At 41.8% G+C, this 22,327-nt stretch carries 19 protein-coding genes; 8 read left to right on the forward strand and 11 right to left on the reverse strand.

Going from position 1 to position 22,327, the window contains the following annotated elements:
- The 4 genes from IM500_RS06050 to IM500_RS06065 all read left to right on the forward strand — a co-directional run.
- Positions 1–3,127, forward strand: a 3,127-nt coding sequence (locus tag IM500_RS06050; RefSeq protein ID WP_287737970.1) for a type ISP restriction/modification enzyme, incomplete at its 5' end; no start/stop codon positions are given.
- A 271-nt stretch (positions 3,128–3,398) separates the two neighbouring features.
- On the forward strand, positions 3,399–3,752 hold the full coding sequence (locus tag IM500_RS06055; protein ID WP_002734736.1) for a phenylpyruvate tautomerase MIF-related protein: 354 nt from the start codon (positions 3,399–3,401) through the stop codon (positions 3,750–3,752).
- Positions 3,753–4,119: 367 nt separating this feature from the next.
- Positions 4,120–5,232: a DUF262 domain-containing protein gene (locus IM500_RS06060; RefSeq protein ID WP_287737971.1), complete on the forward strand. Its 1,113-nt coding sequence runs from the start codon at positions 4,120–4,122 to the stop codon at positions 5,230–5,232.
- Entirely contained in the window at positions 5,232–5,888 is a 657-nt protein-coding gene (locus IM500_RS06065) for an MAE_28990/MAE_18760 family HEPN-like nuclease (protein WP_287737972.1), read from the forward strand. The genes IM500_RS06060 and IM500_RS06065 overlap by 1 nt, the downstream gene beginning before the upstream one ends.
- 75 nt (positions 5,889–5,963) lie before the next feature.
- On the opposite strand, the gene IM500_RS06070 is transcribed toward IM500_RS06065, so the two are convergent.
- From IM500_RS06070 to rimO, 4 genes are all read right to left on the reverse strand, one after another.
- A complete protein-coding gene (locus IM500_RS06070; protein ID WP_287737973.1) occupies positions 5,964–6,755 on the reverse strand; it encodes a hypothetical protein in 792 nt (263 codons plus the stop codon).
- 5 nt (positions 6,756–6,760) lie between these two features.
- Positions 6,761–7,114: a hypothetical protein gene (locus tag IM500_RS06075; RefSeq protein WP_072926204.1), complete on the reverse strand. Its 354-nt coding sequence runs from the start codon at positions 7,112–7,114 to the stop codon at positions 6,761–6,763.
- Between the two features lie 223 nt (positions 7,115–7,337).
- Positions 7,338–8,777, reverse strand: coding sequence for a DEAD/DEAH box helicase (locus IM500_RS06080; RefSeq protein WP_002763242.1), 1,440 nt, complete (start codon positions 8,775–8,777; stop codon positions 7,338–7,340).
- A gap of 41 nt (positions 8,778–8,818) precedes the next feature.
- The gene (gene rimO, locus IM500_RS06085; protein WP_149988301.1) at positions 8,819–10,132 is read right to left on the reverse strand and encodes a 30S ribosomal protein S12 methylthiotransferase RimO; all 1,314 of its coding nucleotides are present in this window, start codon (positions 10,130–10,132) and stop codon (positions 8,819–8,821) included.
- 472 nt (positions 10,133–10,604) lie between these two features.
- On the opposite strand from rimO, the gene btpA reads away from it, so the two are divergent.
- The 3 genes from btpA (at position 10,605) to IM500_RS06100 (ending at position 13,967) form a co-directional block, all read left to right on the forward strand.
- Positions 10,605–11,456, forward strand: coding sequence for a photosystem I biogenesis protein BtpA (gene btpA / locus IM500_RS06090; RefSeq protein WP_002776905.1), 852 nt, complete (start codon positions 10,605–10,607; stop codon positions 11,454–11,456).
- A gap of 170 nt (positions 11,457–11,626) precedes the next feature.
- Positions 11,627–12,613, forward strand: coding sequence for a vitamin K epoxide reductase family protein (locus tag IM500_RS06095; protein WP_287737974.1), 987 nt, complete (start codon positions 11,627–11,629; stop codon positions 12,611–12,613).
- 115 nt (positions 12,614–12,728) lie between these two features.
- Entirely contained in the window at positions 12,729–13,967 is a 1,239-nt protein-coding gene (locus tag IM500_RS06100) for a DNA cytosine methyltransferase (protein WP_287737975.1), read from the forward strand.
- A 195-nt stretch (positions 13,968–14,162) separates the two neighbouring features.
- On the opposite strand, the gene IM500_RS06105 is transcribed toward IM500_RS06100, so the two are convergent.
- The gene (locus IM500_RS06105) at positions 14,163–14,576 is read right to left on the reverse strand and encodes a PIN domain-containing protein (protein ID WP_190722144.1); all 414 of its coding nucleotides are present in this window, start codon (positions 14,574–14,576) and stop codon (positions 14,163–14,165) included.
- A complete protein-coding gene (locus tag IM500_RS06110; RefSeq protein ID WP_002776915.1) occupies positions 14,573–14,794 on the reverse strand; it encodes a hypothetical protein in 222 nt (73 codons plus the stop codon). Before IM500_RS06110 ends, IM500_RS06105 begins: the two co-directional genes overlap by 4 nt.
- A 742-nt stretch (positions 14,795–15,536) precedes the next feature.
- On the opposite strand from IM500_RS06110, the gene IM500_RS06115 reads away from it, so the two are divergent.
- Positions 15,537–17,036: a PEP-CTERM sorting domain-containing protein gene (locus tag IM500_RS06115; protein ID WP_287737976.1), complete on the forward strand. Its 1,500-nt coding sequence runs from the start codon at positions 15,537–15,539 to the stop codon at positions 17,034–17,036.
- Between the two features lie 292 nt (positions 17,037–17,328).
- On the opposite strand, the gene IM500_RS06120 is transcribed toward IM500_RS06115, so the two are convergent.
- The 5 genes from IM500_RS06120 to IM500_RS06140 form a co-directional block, all read right to left on the reverse strand.
- Entirely contained in the window at positions 17,329–17,775 is a 447-nt protein-coding gene (locus IM500_RS06120) for a hypothetical protein (RefSeq protein WP_190722146.1), read from the reverse strand.
- Between the two features lie 43 nt (positions 17,776–17,818).
- On the reverse strand, positions 17,819–19,432 hold the full coding sequence (locus IM500_RS06125; RefSeq protein ID WP_287737977.1) for an ABC transporter substrate-binding protein: 1,614 nt from the start codon (positions 19,430–19,432) through the stop codon (positions 17,819–17,821).
- A gap of 166 nt (positions 19,433–19,598) precedes the next feature.
- Positions 19,599–20,519, reverse strand: coding sequence for an FTR1 family iron permease (locus tag IM500_RS06130; RefSeq protein ID WP_287737978.1), 921 nt, complete (start codon positions 20,517–20,519; stop codon positions 19,599–19,601).
- Positions 20,520–20,552: 33 nt separating this feature from the next.
- A complete protein-coding gene (locus IM500_RS06135; protein WP_002731529.1) occupies positions 20,553–20,987 on the reverse strand; it encodes a ferritin-like domain-containing protein in 435 nt (144 codons plus the stop codon).
- A 229-nt stretch (positions 20,988–21,216) separates the two neighbouring features.
- Positions 21,217–22,077, reverse strand: coding sequence for a tetratricopeptide repeat protein (locus IM500_RS06140; protein WP_147072267.1), 861 nt, complete (start codon positions 22,075–22,077; stop codon positions 21,217–21,219).
- Positions 22,078–22,327 lie beyond the last annotated feature (250 nt).

Genomic DNA, 22,327 nt, shown 5'->3' on the forward strand with positions numbered 1-22,327 from the left:
ATACGGTCAAGTATTAGTCAGCAATTATCGCGATTTTCTGCTCATCGGTCGCAATAGCCAAGGTCAACCGGTAGAATTAGAAGCCTATAGTTTAGCCCCGTCAGAAGCCGAGTTTTGGCTAAAAACCTCAAATCCATCCAAATTTGCCGCCGAACACGGTGATAGCCTCTTAGAATACCTAAAGAGAGTGCTTTTACAGGCGGCTCCTATCACCTCACCGGCCGATGTTGCTTGGTTTCTTGCTTCCTATGCGCGCGACGCAAAAGCACGCTTAGAACATCATTCCGATCTTCCCGCTCTGGCCAATATTCGTCAAGCTTTAGAAAATGCCCTCGGTATCAAATTTGAACGGGAACAGGGGAATAAATTTTTTCGTTCTACCCTCGTGCAAACCCTCTTTTATGGTTTATTTTCTGCTTGGGTATTATGGCACAAGGAAAACCTCAATCGCGAGGATAAAGAGGATAAGTTCAATTGGAAATCCGCAGCCCATAATCTCCATGTTCCCATGTTAGCGATCCTATTTGAGCAGATCGCCGCACCGAGTAAGTTAAAATCTTTGGGATTAGTAGAAGTTTTGAATTGGACCGGTGCAGCTTTAAATCGAGTGCGACGAGAGGAATTTTTTCGTCAATTCGATGAGGGACAAGCGGTACAGTATTTCTATGAACCATTTTTGCAAGCTTTTGATCCTGATTTACGCAAAGAATTGGGAGTTTGGTACACTCCTCCGGAAATTGTTCGCTATATGGTAGCGCGAGTCGATCGAGTTTTACGAGAAGAATTAAATATTGAGGACGGTTTAGCTAATCCCGATGTTTATATTCTCGATCCTTGCTGTGGCACCGGTGCTTATTTAGTCGAGGTTTTGCGCTATATTACCGATACTTTACAGGAAAATGGGGCGGGTGCTTTAGCCATGGCTTTGGTGAAAAAAGCAGCCATAGAAAGAATTTTCGGTTTCGAGATTTTAACCGCTCCTTTTGTCGTCGCTCATCTACAATTAGGTTTATTCCTGCAAAGTTTGGGTGTACCTTTAATAGAAGATAGTGAACGGGTGGGGATTTATCTGACTAATGCTTTAACCGGTTGGCAACCTCCCGATGAGGAAAGTAAACAGAAAATTCAACAGCTACAATTAAGTTTTCCGGAGTTAAATAAGGAACGAGAGGCAGCCGATGAAGTTAAGCGCGGTAAACCGATTTTAGTTATTCTCGGTAATCCTCCCTACAATGCTTTTGCTGGAACCAGTCCCGCAGAAGAAGCAGGTTTAGTGGAATTGTATAAACAGGGTTTAATCTCCGATTGGGGGATTAAAAAGTTTAATTTGGATGAGTTATATGTGCGCTTTTTTCGTTTAGCAGAAAGATGTATTTCAGAAAATACTGGCAAAGGGGTTGTTTGTTATATTTCTAATTTTTCCTATCTCGGTGATCCTTCTTTTGTGGTGATGCGACAAAGATTTTTACAAGAATTTGATCGTCTTTGGTTTGATTGTCTCAATGGTGATAGTCGCGAAACGGGAAAGTTAACCCCTGAAGGTAATCCCGATCCTAGTGTTTTTTCTACTCAATACAATAAGGAAGGGATTCGAGTCGGGACAACTATCGGACTAATGGTAAGAAAGGAAGTAAGGAATAAAAATGTTGATGTCTATTTTCGCCATTTCTGGGGAGTTGCTAAACGAGAACAGTTATTAGATAGTTTAAATAATCAAGATTTTGATGCTTTTTATCAAGTCTCTAACCCAGAACAATCTAATCGTTATTCTTTCCGTCCCTCCGATGTTTCCTCTCACTATTTAGCATGGCCAAAGTTAACAGATTTATGTAAAGAACCACCTAGCAATGGATTAATGGAAAAAAGGGGAGGAGCATTAATTGATATTGATAAATCAAGTTTAGAAAAAAGAATTAAAATGTATTATGATACTTCGATAACATGGGAAGAACTTAAAACCTTAAAAACTGGATTAACGGAAGATGCTAGTGGATTTGAAGCCAAAAAAGTACGCTTAAAAGTTCAAAAATCAGAAGGTTTTCAACAAAATAACATTATACGCTATTTACTTCGACCTTTTGAAGTTAGATGGTGTTATTACAGCAAGATTAGTCCTTTATGGAATCGTTCCAGACCTGATTTATGGTCACAATGTTGGGAAGGAAATTCATTTCTTATGAGTCGTCCAGCAGGAGTTGCTAATCCTGAAGGAATACCAATATGTTATACACAATTGTTAGGAGATAATGATTTTCAAAGAGGTCATGCTTATTATTTTCCTATACGATTACGTCAAAATTTAGAGAAGGTGAATACAGAAGATAATACTCAAGGAAAATTATTCGATTCCAGTAACTTGAATATTCCTTCAATAAAAGCCAATCTTTCAGAAAAATCTCGTCAATACTTAAATCAACTGGGTATTAATAATCTTGATGAAAATATCGAGAATGCTTCCTTAATTTGGCTGCACTCGTTAGCGATTGGGTACTCCCCCTTGTATCTTGGGGAAAATGCCGATGGTATTCGTCAAGACTTCCCAAGAATTCCCCTTCCCAATAGCCAAGAATTATTAATTAAATCTGCTCAACTAGGACAAGCGATCGCATCTCTTTTAGACACAGAAAACCCCGTTATAGGAGTCACCAAAAAACCGACCCCTGCACTGCAAAAAATCGCCTTGATTTCCTGCACTGATGGGGGAAATTTAAACCCAGATAAGGGGGATTTAATTATTAACGTCGGTTGGGGACATGGGGGGAAAAATGGCGTGACAATGCCGGGTAAAGGAAAAGCGATCGCCAGACAATATACAACCGCAGAAATGAGCGTAATTAGCCCAGAAATGCGAAAATTATTAGGAACGACCACCTATGATATTTATCTCAATGATCGAGCCTATTGGCAAAATATACCGGCCCGGGTTTGGGAATATACCATCGGGGGTTATCAAGTCATTAAAAAATGGCTAAGTTATCGCGAGGAAAAATTATTAGGACGGGGATTAACTATCGCAGAAGTGCAGGAAGTAAGCGAGATGACTAGAAGAATTACTGCGATTATTCTCCTAGAATCAGACCTAGATGATAACTACCAAAATATCAAAACAGCCGTGTATTCTTTTTAACTTAGTGTCAGCAGAATTCCCTTGCTTTTAGCGATGGGATGAATGCTGATACTAAATCCGTTGAGTACAGGCTAGTTATGAGACGAGGCACTCATGCAAGAGGCAAAAGGGGAAATAAATAATCAGTTTTTAATAACAGGATTTAGTATGACATTCAGTTTTCTTCCCATCCCCCAAGGATTGGATGATTGAAGCCTTCTGAAGCAAAAGAATATCTGTGATTGCTATCAAAACTGTTATATTATATAAAAATATTTCTGAGATTTTTTCTATGCCTCTAATTAAAATTCAAACTTCTGTCACCTCCCTCGATGATGAGACGGTTAATCAACTTTTGCAGAGTCTTTCGGCTAAATTAGCTAAACATCTGGGAAAACCCGAATCCTATGTGATGACAGCTTTAGAATCGGGGATAAAAATGACTTTTGCTGGTACTTTTGAGCCGGTGTGTTATGTGGAGATTAAAAGTGTTGGTTCTATTTCCGCCGCTCAAACTAAAAGCATGAGTAGTGATTTTTGTCAAGAAATTGAGGCTTATTTAGGAATACCGAAAAATCGCATTTATCTAGAATTTGCCGAGGCGAAAGGTGATCTTTGGGGATGGAATGGCACTACTTTTGGCTAATTTATGCCAAAATTATCGGAGATAGGGCTTATTTTAACTCTCTGGTGAGGATTTTTGCCTGTTCAATCCAAGCTAACATCACCGCAATATCGGGACATAAATCGCGTCTTTGCAGATTAGCCACCTGAAAATTGATGTTTGTGCCAATTGCGGGGATGAGCCTTTTTCTGTCAACTCTTGAGGTTGACGCGTTTCATTTTTGAATTGGCGGATGGTATAAAAGTAGAATAGAGAGATTATACTGAGTATAGAAAAATTACAGCTTTGTTCCTAAAGATGAAGTGTAACCTAATTTGGTATCGAATCCTGACGACCGGCTCCCCAAAACGAAAACTTTGTACTTCACCATTAAGATAACTGCTATAAGATGAATTTATTAGAAGAAGTTAAGGCAAAAACTAAAGAATTTCGTACCGATAACTATCCTATGTCAATCGGAGAGATTATTAGTCTTTATAATAACAAAGAAATGACAATTAATCCAGATTTTCAAAGATATTTTCGTTGGACAATAGCCCAAAAAAGCCGATTTATAGAATCGATACTATTAGGAATTCCTATTCCCTCTATTTTTGTCTATCAGAGAGAAGAAGATAGTGTTTGGGAATTGGTGGATGGATTACAAAGGATTTCAACAATTTTGGAATTTGTTGGCGATTTAAGAGATGAGGACGATGAAACTAAGAAAAAACCAAAACTGGTGCTTCAAGGTACTAAGTTATTACCTAGCTTAAACGGAGTTATGTGGGAAGGTGCAGAGGAAGGAGAGTATAATTTGCCCCCATCTCTAAAAATAGATTTCAAAAGAGCGAAAATACAGGTTCAGATTATCCAAAAAGAATCGGATAAAAATGCTAAGTTTGAAGTTTTTGATCGTTTAAATACCGGTGGCTCTTTTTTATCTTATCAAGAGGTGCGTAATTGTCTTTTGATTATGCTAGATAAAAGCCTATATAAGTGGTTAGAAGACTTGGCAGAAAATGAGAACTTTAAAAATTGTATTTCCCTATCCGAGCGATTAAGACAAGAACGCTACGACTTGGAACTAATTCTTAAATATTTTGCCCTGTCTTCTCCCACATTTGGTCCAACATCATTGAACAAAAAAGATGTTAATGAATATTTGACTGACTATCTGAGAGAATTATGTAATTCCACCACTTTTGATCGTGTGTTAGAGCAAGAAAAATTCGCTAAAATGTTTTTATTGCTTGCTGAAGCGACGAATGAAGATACTTTTACCAAATATGATGGAACAAGATTTAAGGGTAAATTTCTCGATTCTGCTTATGAAGCGATCACTACAGGATTACGAGAAAATATTGATGATTACTCTGCTCAAGATATTGAACTGCTAAAAACAAAAATTCAGGAAATGTGGTCAGAATCTGACTTTATTTCTAACATCGGTACAGGATCGAGAGCTAGAACTAGAATGCACAAAATGATTGAATTTGGCAAAAAATATTTTAAAAAGTAATGAGTAAAGATAATAGAACTATCGAAATTCTCCAGAAAAACTTAGATGAAGATATGGCATGGCGAATCAGAGAACTTAGTATTTTAAAAACTAAAATTCCTCGACAAAAAGGAACTGAGCAAGATGTATTAATTAGAGCCGGAATAACCACTCTCTATGCCCATTGGGAAGGTTTTATTAAATATGCAGCAGAATGTTATTTGCAGTTTGTTTCCTTAAGAAAATTAAATGATCATCAACTGGATTACTGTTTCGTTGCCCTTAGTTCTAGAAAATCTATAAATGAGTTAATAAAAACCAATAAATTTAAGTTACAAAAAGAGATGATCAAAAATTTACTTGATAACCTAGAAAATAGAGCTTATATACCCTACGAAAATATTATTAACACCAAATCTAATCTCAATTTTGAAGTTTTCACTGATATCTGTACTATTCTAGGAATTGATGATAGTGATTATCAACTGCGGCAGAAAGCTATTGATGAACAACTTCTCACCCAAAGAAATAAAATTGCTCATGGCAAGTATTTAACTATCGATTATGAAGAATACATCAGTATTTATAATTTAGTAATTGAATTAATCAGAAATTTTAAAGATGATCTATTAAATGCCGCCGTGACAGAACAGTATAAAAAAGTCAAAAGTATATAGGGTTAATACTAAATCCGTTGAGCGCTACATATCAGAACAGGCACTCATGCAAGAGACAAAAGGGGAAATAAATAATCAGTTTTTAATAACCGGATTTAGTATGACTCCATGACTATCAAGAACTGTTCCAATAGTAGCAAGAGACGAAGTGACTAATCGGAGTAACTTGTCTTTTGTCTCTGCCAAATTCTTATCTTCTGTATTGCGCTGTAAACTTTGAGTATTATAAATTTTTTTAATTAATTCTTCACCAGCAGAAAAAACATTACTATCTGAATATTTGGTTGTCCTGGCTTCTTCAAAAAATATATTAATTCCCTCTGACCATTCAGCTTTTAACTCTGAGTCATCTACTTGCTCTAATAGATTATTACTAAGAGATTGAAGTTCTTGAAGCTGCGTTTTGATATGCGGTGCTTTCGCATAAATTCTTCCCCAAGTGGCCAAAAAATCAAAAGTTTGTTCGGCAATTAAAGGGGTTCCGTCCGCAAGACTAACTTTAAAAAAAGCGTCGAGGGCAGGGGCAAGAAGCGCAAAAATTGGTAATTCCCAACTATTGACAGAAGCGGTAAGAACAAGTAGGCTGATTCTAGATGGACTATCAGGGGGAATACTATTGCGAGATAAAATTGACGCAATAAATAACCAAACAACCTCATTGTTAATCTCGCTGTCATTCTGTAGAAGCTTACGTCCCAATACCCCTAAGCCGATTTCTGAAGCTTTGATCGATCCCAGTGCCAACAGAGCGGCAAACTCTCTAACATGACTATCCACCCTGCTCAGATTGCCGAAAGCTCTATCAATTTCTTCTCTAGCGTTATCACTATCGCCAGAGTCTAAAAATTGTTGCACTCTTCTAAGCATCGTTGTCATTCTGTTTGGGGCGAAGGGATAAAGCTAAGACCACTGCGAATTTCAATATCTACACGGGCGTTTTTAGTTTTACGTTTAGAATCCTGAAATGAGTGCGGTTGTGCCTCTGGAGTGACACCACCTTGCTCACTAGCATTTGTAACAAAGCGTTCAGCTTTTCTAAAAGCTTGTTTCCGTTCCTCTCGTTGAAATTCATTGCATTGCCCTTTAATATTAGCAAGAAATAATAATCCTTCTTCAGCAGTAACAGGATTTTTTCTTGCCCAAGAACAACTGTATCCACCCTCTTGCTGGATATCGTCTCCTTGAGCTTGTACCCTCCCACGATAAGGTTCTGACGAACTCGACATATTAAATGTTCAAATTTATTCATTTAAGACAATTATATAGTAATTATCAGCAAAAATGTCAAAAAAAGCCCAAATACTTGATTAGAATCAATTATCAAAAGTTTAGCTATAAAATTATGTAGAATGCTTTCGACGACGTACTGGGAAATTACCTGACAAAAAAAAGTTGATAGAACCAAAACGGTCTATCAACTCTTAAAGTTATCTATTCAAGAACTAAAAATTAACGTTCCTGAAAGACAATTTTTTTGTCCAGGGAAGGACGGTTATTCGACTTAGAGGGGTACTTACTACCACCACTGCGGGGAGTTTTATTAATCACCGGTTTACTGCTCGTCGGTGCGGGAACTTCCCAATCAGTTTTCATCCACTGGGGACAATTTTGATCGTAGATCATTTGCAGGGCAGCAGCCGCGATCGCTTGGGGATCGTATTCTTCACTTAAATCCCGCACTAAAGGCAAGAAAGAAGCCATACGTTCCCCCGATAAAGCCTCTTTTAGCTGATTTTGCAGCTTGGCTAGGCGTTTTGCTTCTACTTCGGTGCGGCTAGGAATGGGACTAGATTCCAGACGTTGACGCAGACGCTGTTCAATCTGACGCAACAAACGCCGATCGATCGGTTCTACTAAAGATATAGCAGTTCCCGTTTTACCGGCGCGGCCCGTGCGGCCAATGCGGTGAATATAGGTTTCGGCATTATCCGGCAGATCATAGTTAATAACGTGGCTGAGATTTTCCACATCTAGACCGCGGGCTGCGATATCCGTGGCTACCACTAATTTAATTTTGCCCTCGCGGAAACGTTGCACCAGTCGTTCCCGTTGCACTTGGCTTAAGTTACCGTGGTATTCATCCACCGTTTGCCCCGCTTCTTGCAGTTTGCTGGTTAATTCGGCCGCGGTTTGCTTGGTGCGGACGAAAATAATCGCCGATTCTAGGGGTTCGATCTCTAACAGGGGTTGCAGGACTTTTAATTTCGTCCAACCGCGAGGGATCAGATAAATTTTCTGCTCGATCTTAGCAGGAGCGGCCTGGGGTTGAGAAACCGTCACAGAAACGGGAGATTTCAAGAAATTAGCGATTAAATCGCGGATTTCCCGGGGCATAGTTGCCGAGAAACAGGCGGTTTGACGGGTGGAGGGGGATGCTTGCAGAATTTTCTTAACATCATCGATAAAACCCATACTGAGCATTTCGTCCGCTTCATCGAGGACTACCCAGTTTAGGGATTCTAGATGGAGTTTTTTGCGATCGAGCAGATCGATTACCCGGCCGGGAGTCCCGACCACAATCTGGACACCTTTTTCCAGACTGCGGATCTGACGTTCCATGGATTGACCACCACAGACTGTCAGGATAAAGAGACGACGATCATCAGAGAAATCTTTGATGGCGCTGGCCACCTGTTGGGCTAATTCCCGGGTGGGGGTGAGGATTAAAGCTTGAACGTTAGGATTTTTGGTGTCCATGCGTTCCAGTAAAGGCAGGGAATAGGCGGCAGTTTTGCCGGTTCCCGTTTGTGACATTCCTACCATGTCATGCCCTTCTAGAAGGAGAGGGATGGCTTTGGTTTGAATTTCCGTGGGGGTGGTGAATCCAAGCGTTTCTAGGTGTTGAAGACGGCTATCGGATAAACCTAAATTGTTGAAACCAGTGGTCATAGGGATTGTTTTGTGGGAATTAAATAAGAAAAATGGAAAAATTAGACTATTTCGCCGTAGAGATCGTAGGTATCGGCCGCAGTGATTCGGACCTGTACGATCGCACCTAGAATCGCCTCCCCTGTCACATAAACCAAGCCATCCACTTCCGGGGAAAAACGAGCGGAGCGCCCGATTAATTCTCCTGTTTCTGGGTTTTCCTGTTCGATGAGAACATCGACAGTTTGACCGATATAAGCTTGATTTTTGCGTTCCGAGATCGGTTGCTGAGTTAACATCAACCTTTCGCGGCGTTCGTCCATAATTGCCTGTGGCACTGGATCGGGCAGGTCAAAAGCGGCTGTACCTTCTTCGGCGGAGAAGGTAAACACCCCGACGTGATCGAACTCATGACGCTTGACAAATTCCAGCAGATGGCTGAAATGTTCCTCGGTTTCTCCGGGGAAACCGACGATAAAAGTCGTTCGTAAAACCGCGTTCGGGATAGCTTGCTTGATCCGCTCGATAATGCCATCGTTGACTCGTCCTTGCCAGGGACGGTTCATCGCCCGCAGGATGTCGGGATGGGAATGTTGTAGCGGCAAGTCTAGATAGGGTAAAACATTCGGGCTCTCTCGGATCGCTTCGATAACCTTTGGCGTTAACCCGGTCGGGTAAGCGTAGTGAACGCGAATCCAAGGTATATCGACTTCTGCCAGCGCTCGCAAGAGTTCCGCTAATTTGGGTTCGCCATATAAGTCTAACCCATAATTGGTTGTTATTTGCGAAATGAGAATTAATTCTTGAACCCCTTGGCTGGCCAATTGTCGCGCTTCGGCCACAATGGACTCGATCGATCTCGATCGCTGATCGCCGCGCAGCTGGGGAATAATACAGAAAGCACAGCGATAATCGCAGCCTTCGGCCACCCGCAGATAGGCGACTCCCTCGCTGGTGGTGCGATAACGGGGCAGATTTTCATCGGCGATAAAAGTGGGATCGGTGCTGACTTCTTTGACTCGTTCTCCCGTCTCTACCCGTTCGACGATCTCGACAATTTTCTGATAATCCCCCGTGCCGACAATGGCCACGGCTTCCGGCAATTCCGTCAGGAGTTCATCTTGGAAATGTTGGGCCATACAGCCGGAGATAATAATTTTTTTATTAGCTTCCGCCAGTTCCACGAGGGTGCGAACGGATTCTTCTCTAGCTGCTTGAATGAAACTACAGGTATTAACGATAACGTAATCGGCCAACTCCTCGTCATTATCTACGGGATAGCCGGCCTTGGCCAGCAGTCCTAACATATGCTCGGAGTCGATCCGGTTTTTCTCACAGCCTAGGTGTGAGATGGCGATGGTTGGCTTATTGCCCATGCGATCGAGTATCAACCAAATCTTAAACTTCTCTTTTAATGTTAAGACATTGTGAACTACTCTCAACGGATTTGAGAGCTTCCTGCTTCAATGGGATGCGCTTTCTACCTCGAAAGATAGCAAGTCTTACCTTCCCTCACCTTGCAGGAGTCCTAGTTCCTAAGACCTACACTTTTTCTTGCAACACTACCCCCCGAAGCTCGGTTATCGCTTAAGGAATAGTGGTCAAGACCTGTTTATGATAACATAGTTTTTTGGAATTGTCTATATACAAAGTCAGCATTGATGAGGGGAACTGTGGGGCGAATTACTTCGCCCCTTGAAAAGCCCCGTCCCATCGCACTAAGCGCATCGGGACGAATGCTGGCACTAAGTTAAAATAATTTCCCCCCCGTGGAACCGTGGGTAGGCCTTCACCCTGTTAAAATGGGTGAGCGGCGCCTGGTTGGGGACGCTAAGAGTAGTAGACGCTGTGAATTTAATTGCAACTTTCAAGACAAAAAACCCGATTATTGGCGTGGTTCATCTCGCCCCCCTGCCCACTTCCCCCCGTTGGGGTGGCAGTCTCAAGACGGTGATCGAGCGGGCTGAACAGGAGGCGACGGCTTTGGCTGCCGGTGGTGTTGATGGTTTGATTATCGAGAATTTTTTTGATGCCCCCTTTACTAAGCAACAGGTGGATCCCGCCGTGGTTAGTGCCATGACTTTAATTGTTGATCGCATTAAAAATCTGGTGGTCTTACCGATTGGTCTTAATGTTCTCCGCAATGATGCCCATAGTGCCTTAGCGATCGCTACCTGTGTCAATGCCCAATTTATTCGGGTTAATGTGCTAACGGGGGTTATGGCCACCGATCAGGGCATTATTGAGGGTCAGGCCCACGAACTCCTGCGTTATCGCCGCGAATTGGGGTCTGAGGTCAAAATTTTAGCGGATGTTTTGGTTAAACACGCCCGCCCCTTGGGAACCCCTAATCTGACTACGGCAGTGCAAGATACGATCGAACGGGGACTGGCAGACGGGGTGATCCTCTCCGGTTGGTCCACCGGTAGCCCCCCTAGTTTTGAGGATTTGGAACTGGCAGTGGCGGCGGCCAAGGGAACACCGGTTTTTATCGGCAGCGGGGCTGATTTGGACAATATCGGGCGGTTGCTGCCGGCTGCTGATGGGGTGATCGTGGCTAGTTCCCTCAAGCGTCATGGCAAAATTACTGAACCGGTGGATCCGATTCGGGTGTCGCAATTTGTGGAAACGGCCCGGCAGATCAACGATCAAAAGGCAAAAATTAATAATTCTCTCCCTTCTTTGCCCCTGTCCACATAACCCCTTGCTAGAATGGCGGATAGTTTCAGGGGATAGCTATCCTAAGTTTTTAGGAATTGAAAACGTCCTAATTAACACAATATGGTTAGGGAATTTTTCCTTTCGACAAAGTACATTTCGATTTCTCTCCTGACTCCTGAATTCTGCTGTAATTTAATCTAAATAATATTATGCGTCGTCGTTCTGTACCTTGGATTCATCGCTACTCCCGGCCCCTAATTGGGGGCGTTTCGATCGTGGGGGCGATTCTGACTGGCTATTTAACCATTACCAAACTGACGGGAGGGGCTGCTGCCTGTACCGCCGGGGCTAGTGATGGGGCTGGTTGTAGTGGTGTTCTTAATAGTCCCTACGCTACGGTTTTCGGGCTGCCCTTGAGTTTGTTCGGTTTTTTGGCCTATATTGCCATGGCGGTTTTTGCCCTCAGCCCTCTATTTATTAATGGGGAAACTCAGAAAAATCTCCGCAAAAGTTTAGAAAATAATACTTGGTTATTGCTGTTAGCGGGGGCGACGGCGATGGCGGTATTTAGTGGTTATTTAATGTATATTCTAGCCACGGAATTAAAGGAATTGTGTCCCTACTGCATCACTTCGGCTTTGTTCGCTTTAACCCTATTAATTCTCACAATTATCGGTCGCGAATGGGAAGGTTTAGGACAAATTATACTGCCGATGGTTGTAGTGGCAATGATTACTTTTGTGGGAACTTTAGCGGTTTATGCGGGAGTAAATTCCCCGACGGTGGCAGGAGGAAAAGAAGAAATTACCCGGCCAATGACAGCGGCTAAACCTCCCTACGGTTGGGAAGTAACCACGGTTTCGGGAAAAGCAGAAATCGCCCTGGCTAAACATTTAAAAGCAATTGGTGCGAAGGAATACGGGGCTTTTTGGTGTCCCCACTGTTACGATCAAAAACAGTTATTTGGTAAGGAAGCGGGAGAAATCCTCAAAAAAGAAGGGGTTTATATCGAATGCAATCCCCAAGGGGTTAATGGTAATCCCCAAGCTTGTCGCGATGCCGGAATTAAAGGTTTCCCCACTTGGATTATTAAGGGTCAAGAATATTCGGGAACCCAAAGATTAGAGAAATTAGCGGAGATTTCTGGTTATACCGGCCCGATGAATTTTAAATATACAGTTCCGGGACGTAAGTAGGAAAGAGTTAAAATTTATACTGGAGGCTGAACCTTGTTCAGCCTTTATTGTTGTTTATTAAGTTTAGCTACTTTGATTTATAATAAAAACGTAGATAAGTTGCTAATTATTGGTTATGACTCAGGTAAATCTACAAAAAGCCGCTAATATTCTCGGTGTAACTACCGCAGAAATACTAACATGGCAAAAGAAAAAATTAATCAAAGGTCAGAAAATCAATCAAGTTGATTGGTTATTTAATCTCGAGCAATTAACCAATCTTAAAAATAACCAATCCCCCGGAGAATTGAAAATCTTACAAACTGTTGAACCAACTAATTACACGGTTATCGAATTATTTGCTGGCTGTGGTGGTATGGCTTTAGGTTTAGAAAATGCGGGACTAAAAACACAATTACTGGTGGAAATTAATCAAGATTGTGTTAATACTTTAAGACTCAATCGACCGCAATGGAATGTTATAAATCAAGACATAAAAAAGATTGAATTTTCTGATTTTAGAGACAAAATAGATATTGTAGCTGGAGGTTTTCCCTGCCAACCTTTTAGTTATGCTGGGTTAGGGAAAGGATTAGAAGATTTGAGAGGGAGCTTATTTTTTGAATTTGCTCGTTGTTTACAGGAAGTGCAACCTAAAATCGCTATGGCCGAAAATGTTCGAGGATTATTAAGCAATAAAAAAGGAGAAACCCTGCAATTAATGCTGGAAGCTTTACAGGAAATCGGTTATTATGCTGCTTATCAAGTTTTATCGGCTCAATTTCTCGATGTTCCCCAAAAAAGAGAAAGATTAATTATTATTGCCACCCGTCAAGACCTAAATATTAAACCCATTTTTCCCCAATATAGAAACTATACTATTTCTCTGAAAAAAGCTCTAGAGAATTGTCCAAGTTCTCCAGGAGTAGAATATAAAGAAAGAAAAAAAGAGATTATGTCCTTAGTTCCCGCAGGAGGAAATTGGCGGGATTTGCCGATGGATATTCAAAAAGAATATATGAAAAATAGTCTCAAAAATCACGGCGGACGGACAGGATATGCTAAAAGATTATCTTGGGATGAACCAGCTTTAACTATTACCTGTAGTCCGGCACAAACCCAAACAGAAAGATGCCATCCCCAAGAAACTCGTCCTCTGACTGTGAGAGAATATGCACGAGTGCAGTCCTTTCCCGATGATTGGCAATTTACCGGTAATTTAACCTCTCAATATCGACAGATTGGTAATGCGGTTCCCGTGAATATGGCCTATCATCTTGGTGGCTGTTTAATTAATATGTTGCCAGGGGATTATATCGGGGAAACACAGCCAAAAACTGAACAGTTAAGCATTCCAGGGTTAGAAGTTAATTAATTTTGACTAAAAGTAAATAGGGCTTGCTGAATAAATGTGAAATGTAGGCAAGGTAAGGGTTTTAGGGATCGTCGCCCGTACTTTTTCAGCAAACCCTAACTATTCATAATTACTGACACGCAAAAACTATTGATTTAGGATAACAAATACAGTTATAATACTTTTGAATCACCGATAACTGTTTCAGTTTTATTGTTAGATGGTATAGGGAATCTCAATAAATGGATGTTGATTGAGATCAAAATCTTGGGTATTACGAGTGACTAATTTGAGATTATAGTAAAGGGCGATCGCTGCTTGAATGGCATCGGGCAATTTCCATTGAATAACCTTTTTGTTAGGCTGTTTGGTTGCCTTTTTTTTGATTTGTTCACGACGGATTTGAATGACTAAATCAGTGATGTTGACATCTAAATCTATCAGGGGAAAATGGCTTAACAACTCTCCTGCTTTGTCAAAGGAATTATCATCATCAAAACCAATGAGAACTTCGGCTTTAGTAATGACAGAAATATAACTTTCATCTCGGTGAGCTTTTAGATAAACTGTAGCTTGGGTAATACCATTAAAATGGTCGATTAAAATACAGGAGTCTATTAATCGTTTCATATCCACTCCTCTCGAATTTTTTGCTGATATTCTAAGCCATCTCCTTTAGTCCAGATTGCCTGGGTTTTATCTAATAAGGCTTCAAAATCGGCTTCTGTCTTTTCATCCTCAACTACTTGAATGTTAATGGCTAACTTTGTTCCTGCTTTAAAGGGTAAGTTAGAGAGGATAATCTTCTGAGAATGATCGATGGTTAAATAGGTTTGATAACTATTCATAATTATTGACACGCAAAAACTATTGATTTAAGTAGGTAGGCACAATTATTTGTAGGATGGGTTAGCGGTAGCGTAACCCATGCGGGCGTTGGGTTTCATGCTTCAACCCAACCTACGTTCATTTTATATTTAATTCCACCCACCCACTTAGGACAACAAATACAATTATAATACTTTTGATTTTTATATCTCGTTCCCAGGTTCTACCTGAACTAATAACTGTTCACTGAATCAAGGGTTCTCTCTGAATATTACTTTAAGGCAGAGCCTTAAATATTCTGTTCCAAGGCAGAGCCTTGGAACAAGAGAAAAACAAGAAAAAATTTAGGGTAGGGGCGAAGCATTCGGATAGTAAATTTACGGTTTCAGCGATAGGTTATTGCCCGAATGCTTCGCCCCTACAAGCATTATGGGTTTGATAACTATTCATAATTATTGACAAGCAAAAACTATTAATTTAGGATAACAAAGACAATTATAATACTTTTGAATCACCGATAACCGTTTCAGTTTCATTGTTCTTAACAAAACTTAATATACTTCAATTTTCTCAAAAAAATTGACCCGCCTAACGGCGAGAAAAAAGTCAAAAAGGGGGAATAAATAATCAGTTTTTAATAACCAGATTTTGTATGACGGAGAGGAGTGTAAATATTTTAAAAATGTAGCTTAGAATACAGTTGTGGGGGGGGGAATGTGTATCTTTGTGGTTATTTCTCTGATTGATAGAGAATCGAAACCAATGACCATAGCATATAAAACGTTGAAAAAATCCCTTCCTATAGGTGTCTTTTCTGCGACCCTCTCAGTGGCACTTACCAATCAACCAAGCTCGGCATTTACTGTTGAGTTTCCTGTGAACCCAGTACCAATTGGAGCATTTAACAAATGGGTTCGCCAAGAATCATATACTCTAGGTGGCAATGTGAATTGGACGGTAGATCTTAATCCTGCCTTTATCCCACGCATTAGTGCAGAAGACGAGAGAAAAGCATTTCTGAAATTTCTACAGGATTCAATCTATGGAAAAGCAGTAGCAGATGGAGGACTAGGCTGGACTTTTAATCTTCAACCAGTAGATACTTTAAAGGGAACTTTTGATGTTCAAAATTATTACGCTTGTGCGCCGAATACTGAGTGTGGAAAAGAGCGTAAAAATGATCCTCTTGTACCTCTTGGATTGTTGCCGTTCAAAGGGGGAGTTGGTGCTTTTCTTGACTTAACCTTGAGTTATGATCCAAAAGCAGCAGGACAACCGAAAGACGCTCCTACAGGACTAAGTTTTCACTGGATTCAGCAAATAGAAGATAATCACAAAATCCCATTACCAGGAAAACATGGCGACAAAGAGAACGAAATTGATACACCATCTACAACAACCCCTTACTATGACAAAGGATATGCAGCGAACGCAACCACTTTCATCGATGCTCCATATAGACCAGATACAGGAAAATCACATAACTGGACTGCTAAACTATTCTTAGTTAATCAGACTGCCGAGAAAACAGTAGATATCTATGATGGTATCAGTTGGGGGTGGACAAATTCTTGCAAATTACCTCAAACCGAGCCAAAAGGTCTATCCCTATTTGCTGAAGCAGATGCTTCAGGTTCTTGTCTAGATTTTGGTGATGCACCTGACAGTTATCAAACGTTGTCAGCATCAGACGGACCGCAATATCAAGAGGGTGAGCTTCAGTTCCTTGGTTATTTATGGGATACTGAAACTGATGGTCAACCAACTCCCCTGGCAGATGGGGATGACCTTAGTGTGGGGTGTGACCTCTGTGAAGATACTGATGATGAAGATGGTGTAATCTTTGGGGATAGTTGGGTAGATGTAACTTTCAATATTAATCGACCCGATCCTAACCCCTATCAACTCCGTGCATGGTGGGATATTAACAGAAATCGCAGATTTGACCACACCTCAGAATTAATCATTGATGATCTATTAACCTTAGATGCTGGAAAGCTGACAAAACGTTATAATCTTGGCTTTGATCCCACGAAATACTACAGTCGCTTCCGTCTCACTTATGACCCGTTAGATACCGATGTAAAACCCTTCGGTGAATATTACTCTAAAGCAGACTGTAACACCACCGATGCAGCGGCAGGAAACTGTGTCTCTCACGGAGAAGTAGAAGACTACCCTGAGATTCCCGAACCCAGTTCTATCTTTGGACTTCTCGCTTTCGGGGGACTCGGATTAATGGGACTTCGCAAGAAGCGTTAATCCAACATATTTGGTTGGTAGTTCTGTTAGTTAGGGTTTGCTGAAAAAAGCTAGATACAATTGAGTAACGCACAGAAAACGGGTTTCTCCGAGAAACCCGTTTTCTACTCATGCACTCATGCAAAAAGGGGAATAAATAATCAGTCTTTAATAACCAGATTTAGTACAACTACCTCTTGCATGAGTTCCTATCCTCAGCCAGAAATTGATTTTGTCCGATTTTACTGTCCGGAGTCTGTAGGGTTGATTCATGAATCAACCCTACCCCACTAGAAATTGATTTTGTCCGATTTTACTGTGCGGGGGGAATAACTTCTAACGGAATACTTTCAGTTTCTCCATCTTTAGATGGATTGACATCGGGACTTTTTTCTGCATCTGGAGTTTTTTCCACCGCTTTGGTTTCCGGGGTGGGGGGATTTTCGGGGGGGACTTCTGGACTGGGGTTCTTTTCCGGGATGGGGGTGAATTCCACCGGGGTTTCGCTTTCAGGAGACGGGGAAACTTCGGGGGAAGGTTCGCTATTACGGGTAGTTTCCGCGGGAGTTTCTTCTATCTGGGGAGATTCTGGGGTAGTTGCGGGGGTATCTGGGGGGGTGTCTTCGCTGATGTTTTGTTCTTCCTGGGGACAGGCTGCCGATTCTAAACCGAGATGACATCGGACTTCCTCCCGTCCCAAAGACACGGCAATTCCCGACACCGACATTAACAAAGCTAGGATGGGTAAGATATTCTTCATAAAATTAGACTTGATTCTACTCCTCGACATCACATTATCTATTTTAGATAGGATCGAATTGATATTGAGAACCCTTTGGCCCTTCATTGCCACGATTAGCACGCACCAGGGGAACTTGATTAAAAATCTTAAAATCCGTGGTGCTTCCCTGCAAGGTGATTCCTCGATTTAAAGTTTCGACTACAGTAGCACGGTCAGAACTTTTAGCGATCGCTTTTCCTAATACTTTCATGGTATCGTAGGCGGTAGCAGTACGCCAACTGACGCGACCGCGCCAACTTTTCAGCGCATCTTTGGCAAAAGGATCCGTTGCTTGGAAACTCCAAGGTACTGCTAGAACTAATCCGTCGATGCTATCCGCTCCTTGAATAAGGATATCGGGTGTATAAAGTTCATTTCCGCCTAATAAGAGCATTCCAGACGATTCTTGGGCAATAGCCACGGCTTGATTTATGCGATCGCCGTCTTTACTCAAGGCCAAAAATACCACCCTAGCGCCGGCTTGTCTTGCCTGATCTATGGCGGTTTTAGCGTTAAAATTGGCTTTGGTTGTGTCTATTTCCTTAACTATCTTGCCTCCCGGTTTCTTTATCGCTTTAGCAAAGGAATCCTTTAATTTTTGACTATAGGGACTATCGGAATTATAAAACAGAACCACTGAGGGAGAATTCTCTTGCTGACTAGCATAATTAGCCAAAGTTTTGGCCACTGCTTCCAGATAACTGCCTAAAACTTCCTGAGATTTATCCTTAAGGGGAATAGTTTTCAGGGTTAATTTTCCCGTTTGACTAACACTGGTAGTCAGGGGAGAAAGAATCGCTAATCCTTCTTTTTCGTAACTTTCAATCGCTTTTTGACTAAAAGGATCGATTCCGTGGCCCATAACTGCTAAAACTTGACCGGATTGAATCAGATCATCAGCGATCGCTTTTGATTGTAACCCACCACCATCATTAGCGATGACTATTTCCAAAGGATTACCCGGATTAGAATTATTAAACTCCTCTTGATACCTTGCCACACCTCGGAGAATTTCCTTGGCGCTGTTGGGGTCGTTAGCGATGGGGACAACAACGGCTATAGTATTTTGATTACCTTTTTGTCTAGCTTTGGCGTTATTGTAATAGATTTTGCCTTCCGGATCGTTTGCTTGGGGAGTAGCTGCTAGTTGATAATCTGCGATCGCATTTGCCCAATCTTCTTTTTTAAAGGCCGCTGCGCCTTTTTCTTTGTTAGGAGTGGAATTAAGCAGTATTTTCTCACCTTGGCTAAATAAATCGGGATTTTTAGCCGTATTACTCACAAAAGTTGCCTTGGTTTGCTTGTCTGGGGTTTCTTCCAGGACAACTTGGGGAGTATCGGGTTTGGGAATCACCATTTGCAATAGACTCCAACCCCCTAAACCTGCGGTTAAAGCGGTAATTATCAAAGCGAAGGGAAGTAACCAGTTAGATTTTTGGCCAACTCTAGTTGTACCCCCCGGGGAGACCACCACCGTGGTTTTAACCGTCGTTGTTACGGGATCCATCGCTTCCCTAGGCAGGCCACAGATAGGACAATCAGGAGTAGTATTTTCGCAGGGTTCATGACCTCCCGCAATCGCTTGCGGATAAGTTTTACCATCTTTAGGGATACCGTCACATTGCCAAGTAGTCATAATCAGTTATCAGTTATCAGTTATCAGTTATCAGTGGGTAAGTTATCAGTGGGTAAGTTATCAGATTTGAGTTTTAAGTGAGCAGTATGTGTTAAGTGAGCAGTATTAAATAGAAGTTTCCTGCTGTCTTTTTACTGTTTACTGTTTACTGATCACTGATTACTGTTTACTGTTTACTGGTCACTGTTTGAGGACGTTGTCGTAAGCTTTGGAAATAGAGGCCACCGATAAGCAGTAAAAAGAGGATATAGGCAACAATTTGACTGATATAGAGGTTTTGACGATAACCAAACAGGGATTTAAGGAGGAGTCCAGGGAAAGTGCGATCGCTCAAAATTTGGGAACCGTCCCAAACTTGAAAACCGAGAAGACAGGAGGAGGGGAGAGAAGGACAGAAATGGCGATAAAAAGGGTCAATTTCACTTAAAAGACCGATTCCAGCGTCGATATGTTTCAAAACACCGATGAGTAATCCCGCAACGATTAAGAGGAGGAAAGTCCCCATAATTTGGAAAAAGAGACGGATATTGATTTTTACTCCCCCCGCAAATAGGAGAGTTCCCAACAAAGTCGCCACACTTAACCCCGCTATCGCACCGAACGTTTGTATCTGCCAATCTTTTTGGAATTGGGCCAGGATAAAGAGGACAGTTTCAAATCCCTCTCGCAAGACAGCGATAAAAACGAGCAGAAAAATCGCTTTTCCTGCCCCATTTTCCGATTTTAAACCCGCTTTTACCGCACTTTCTACCTCAGATTTCAAAGATTTGGCCTGTTGAGTCATCCAAATTAACATCCAACTCAACATCAAGACGGCAATCAGTCCAAAAGTGGCGGCCAGTAATTCCTTGATTATTGGTACAGATGGACTAGGAGAGGCATCCACTTGCAAAAGGATTCCCCCTAGCAAAATACCGACCAAAACACTAGCCACCACTCCCGCACCAATACCACGATACACCCATGAGTTAAGTTGCGATCGACCCGATTTTTGTAAACAAGCGAGGACAATTCCCACCACTAAAGCGGCCTCGAAACCTTCCCGGAGAGTGATAATAAAAGTGGGTAAAGCGGAACTAAGATTCATAAGCTAGTGGATAAACTCTAGCTTGATCCTAGCTTAAGCAAAATCCCGCAGCATCTTGCGAATTTCCAGATTGTGTAATTCTTCTTGTCCGATCATACCGCGAGCGAATTCTTCTAGGTAAATACTGGCATCTTCGACGGTTTCTAGGAGTGCTTTGTACAAATCAAGGGATTTTTTCTCATGATTGAGGCTCTCACTCAAGATTGCTTTGATATTATGTTCATAGCTTTCCTCGATTGGGGCAATTTTTAAGCTAGGATGACCTTCTAAACCGGTGAGAATTTCCCCAACTTGTTGCGCGTGGGTGAGGGACTCCGTGGCCTGAGTCTGGAAAAATTGGACGATGGGGATGCGATGGGGACCTGTCACCATCAGGGAATAGTGGGTGTAACGGACAACTCCCGCTAGTTCAAATTCCATGATTTCGTTCAGTTGTTCGATGGTTTTGTCTCTGTCTAGTTCTCGCATAAGATTCTCAATAATTTTTCTCTAATTGCAATTGTAGCTAATCCAGACTGGCTGAATAAATCTAAAAACCTTGTTGGCTAATATTTTTAGGCTTTTTTGCCATCAAAAAAGTGCTAGATATTGGAGCAATCGGGGGGAAGTTTTCGGCACTTTTTCCCTGAAAATGCCGAAAATTCCACACACCCCACGACAAACCCTTTCAGCAAACCCTAGGTGCTGCAAAAAGACTTTAGCTGGGGGAATAGCAACTCAAGAGGTCATTAAAGGTTTCATTTTGCCTTAAACCATCGAAAACAAAGTTATTACGCACTAATTCGCCACATATATCCGGTTCTATGTCTAGAGCTTCCCGTAAACAGTCGATCGCTTTTTGTTGTTGACCGAGGGCGGCATAACAGCAGGCGGCATTATACCACGCATAGCGATCATCTTGATCGATTTTTAATGATTCTTCATAACAGGCGATCGCTTCTGGTAAACGCTGTAATTCCTGTAAGATCACACCCTGTTGATACCAGGACCAGTAATCTTGCGGTCGGATATCGAGGGCGGTACGATAATTAAATAAAGCCTCTTGGGGATTGCCCCAATCCCGGAAAGCGTCGCCGCGACGATACCAGGCCCAATAATCCCGGGGTCGCGCCCCCAAGGCCAGATCATAAAAAGTGATAGCGCGTTCGTAGTTTTTGAGCAATCGATAGGCCTCTCCTTGCCGGTAGGCCGCCCAATAGTCCCCCGGACTGTGACTTAGGGCCCGTTGAAAACAAGCGATCGCTTTTTCGTAGTCCTTTAATTCCTGTAGATAAACACAACCTTGATCGTACCAAGCCCAATAGTTATCATCCTTTACCTGTGCGGCGTTAGCATAACTTTGAGCCGCTTCTTCATACATTCCCAAGTCTTCTAGTATCATACCCCTTTTGTACCATGCCCAATAATCATCTGGATAATATTCTAAGGCTTTTTCGTAGCTGATTAAGGCTCCAAAATAGTCCATTCTTTCTTTTAAAATATTGCCTTGGTCATACCAGTCCCGATAGGTATCTGGACGGCATTCGAGCGCTCGATAGACAGTGAGTAGATAGGTCATAGTTATTAATCGATAGTAAGTAGGGAGGCACAATTATTTGTAGGATGGGTTAGCGGTAGCGTAACCCATGCGGGGGTTGGGTTTCATGCTTCAACCCAACCTACGTTCATCTTATATTTAATTCCACCCACCTACTTAATTAGAGCCGTCAGTCTTATCAGTTATCAGTGGGAGTGTTGGGTGAGCAGTGGGTGCTTTTTCCCTGAAAATTAGGTAGTTGACCACCTGAAAATCGGTAAAACCCTACACC

Origin of the sequence: Microcystis sp. M179S2, assembly GCF_020245805.1 — a bacterium.
In the GTDB taxonomy this organism is placed as follows: Bacteria; Cyanobacteriota; Cyanobacteriia; order Cyanobacteriales; family Microcystaceae; genus Microcystis; species Microcystis aeruginosa.

Coding starts and splice junctions, on each gene's coding strand:
- IM500_RS06055 (WP_002734736.1), top strand. CDS start 3,399: ATGCCTCTAATTAAAATTCAAACTTCTGTCACCTCCCTCGATGATGAG.
- IM500_RS06060 (WP_287737971.1), top strand. CDS start 4,120: ATGAATTTATTAGAAGAAGTTAAGGCAAAAACTAAAGAATTTCGTACC.
- IM500_RS06065 (WP_287737972.1), top strand. CDS start 5,232: ATGAGTAAAGATAATAGAACTATCGAAATTCTCCAGAAAAACTTAGAT.
- IM500_RS06070 (WP_287737973.1), bottom strand. CDS start 6,755: ATGCTTAGAAGAGTGCAACAATTTTTAGACTCTGGCGATAGTGATAAC.
- IM500_RS06075 (WP_072926204.1), bottom strand. CDS start 7,114: ATGTCGAGTTCGTCAGAACCTTATCGTGGGAGGGTACAAGCTCAAGGA.
- IM500_RS06080 (WP_002763242.1), bottom strand. CDS start 8,777: ATGACCACTGGTTTCAACAATTTAGGTTTATCCGATAGCCGTCTTCAA.
- rimO (WP_149988301.1), bottom strand. CDS start 10,132: ATGGGCAATAAGCCAACCATCGCCATCTCACACCTAGGCTGTGAGAAA.
- IM500_RS06095 (WP_287737974.1), top strand. CDS start 11,627: ATGCGTCGTCGTTCTGTACCTTGGATTCATCGCTACTCCCGGCCCCTA.
- IM500_RS06100 (WP_287737975.1), top strand. CDS start 12,729: ATGACTCAGGTAAATCTACAAAAAGCCGCTAATATTCTCGGTGTAACT.
- IM500_RS06105 (WP_190722144.1), bottom strand. CDS start 14,576: ATGAAACGATTAATAGACTCCTGTATTTTAATCGACCATTTTAATGGT.
- IM500_RS06110 (WP_002776915.1), bottom strand. CDS start 14,794: ATGAATAGTTATCAAACCTATTTAACCATCGATCATTCTCAGAAGATT.
- IM500_RS06115 (WP_287737976.1), top strand. CDS start 15,537: ATGACCATAGCATATAAAACGTTGAAAAAATCCCTTCCTATAGGTGTC.
- IM500_RS06120 (WP_190722146.1), bottom strand. CDS start 17,775: ATGAAGAATATCTTACCCATCCTAGCTTTGTTAATGTCGGTGTCGGGA.
- IM500_RS06125 (WP_287737977.1), bottom strand. CDS start 19,432: ATGACTACTTGGCAATGTGACGGTATCCCTAAAGATGGTAAAACTTAT.
- IM500_RS06130 (WP_287737978.1), bottom strand. CDS start 20,519: ATGAATCTTAGTTCCGCTTTACCCACTTTTATTATCACTCTCCGGGAA.
- IM500_RS06135 (WP_002731529.1), bottom strand. CDS start 20,987: ATGCGAGAACTAGACAGAGACAAAACCATCGAACAACTGAACGAAATC.
- IM500_RS06140 (WP_147072267.1), bottom strand. CDS start 22,077: ATGACCTATCTACTCACTGTCTATCGAGCGCTCGAATGCCGTCCAGAT.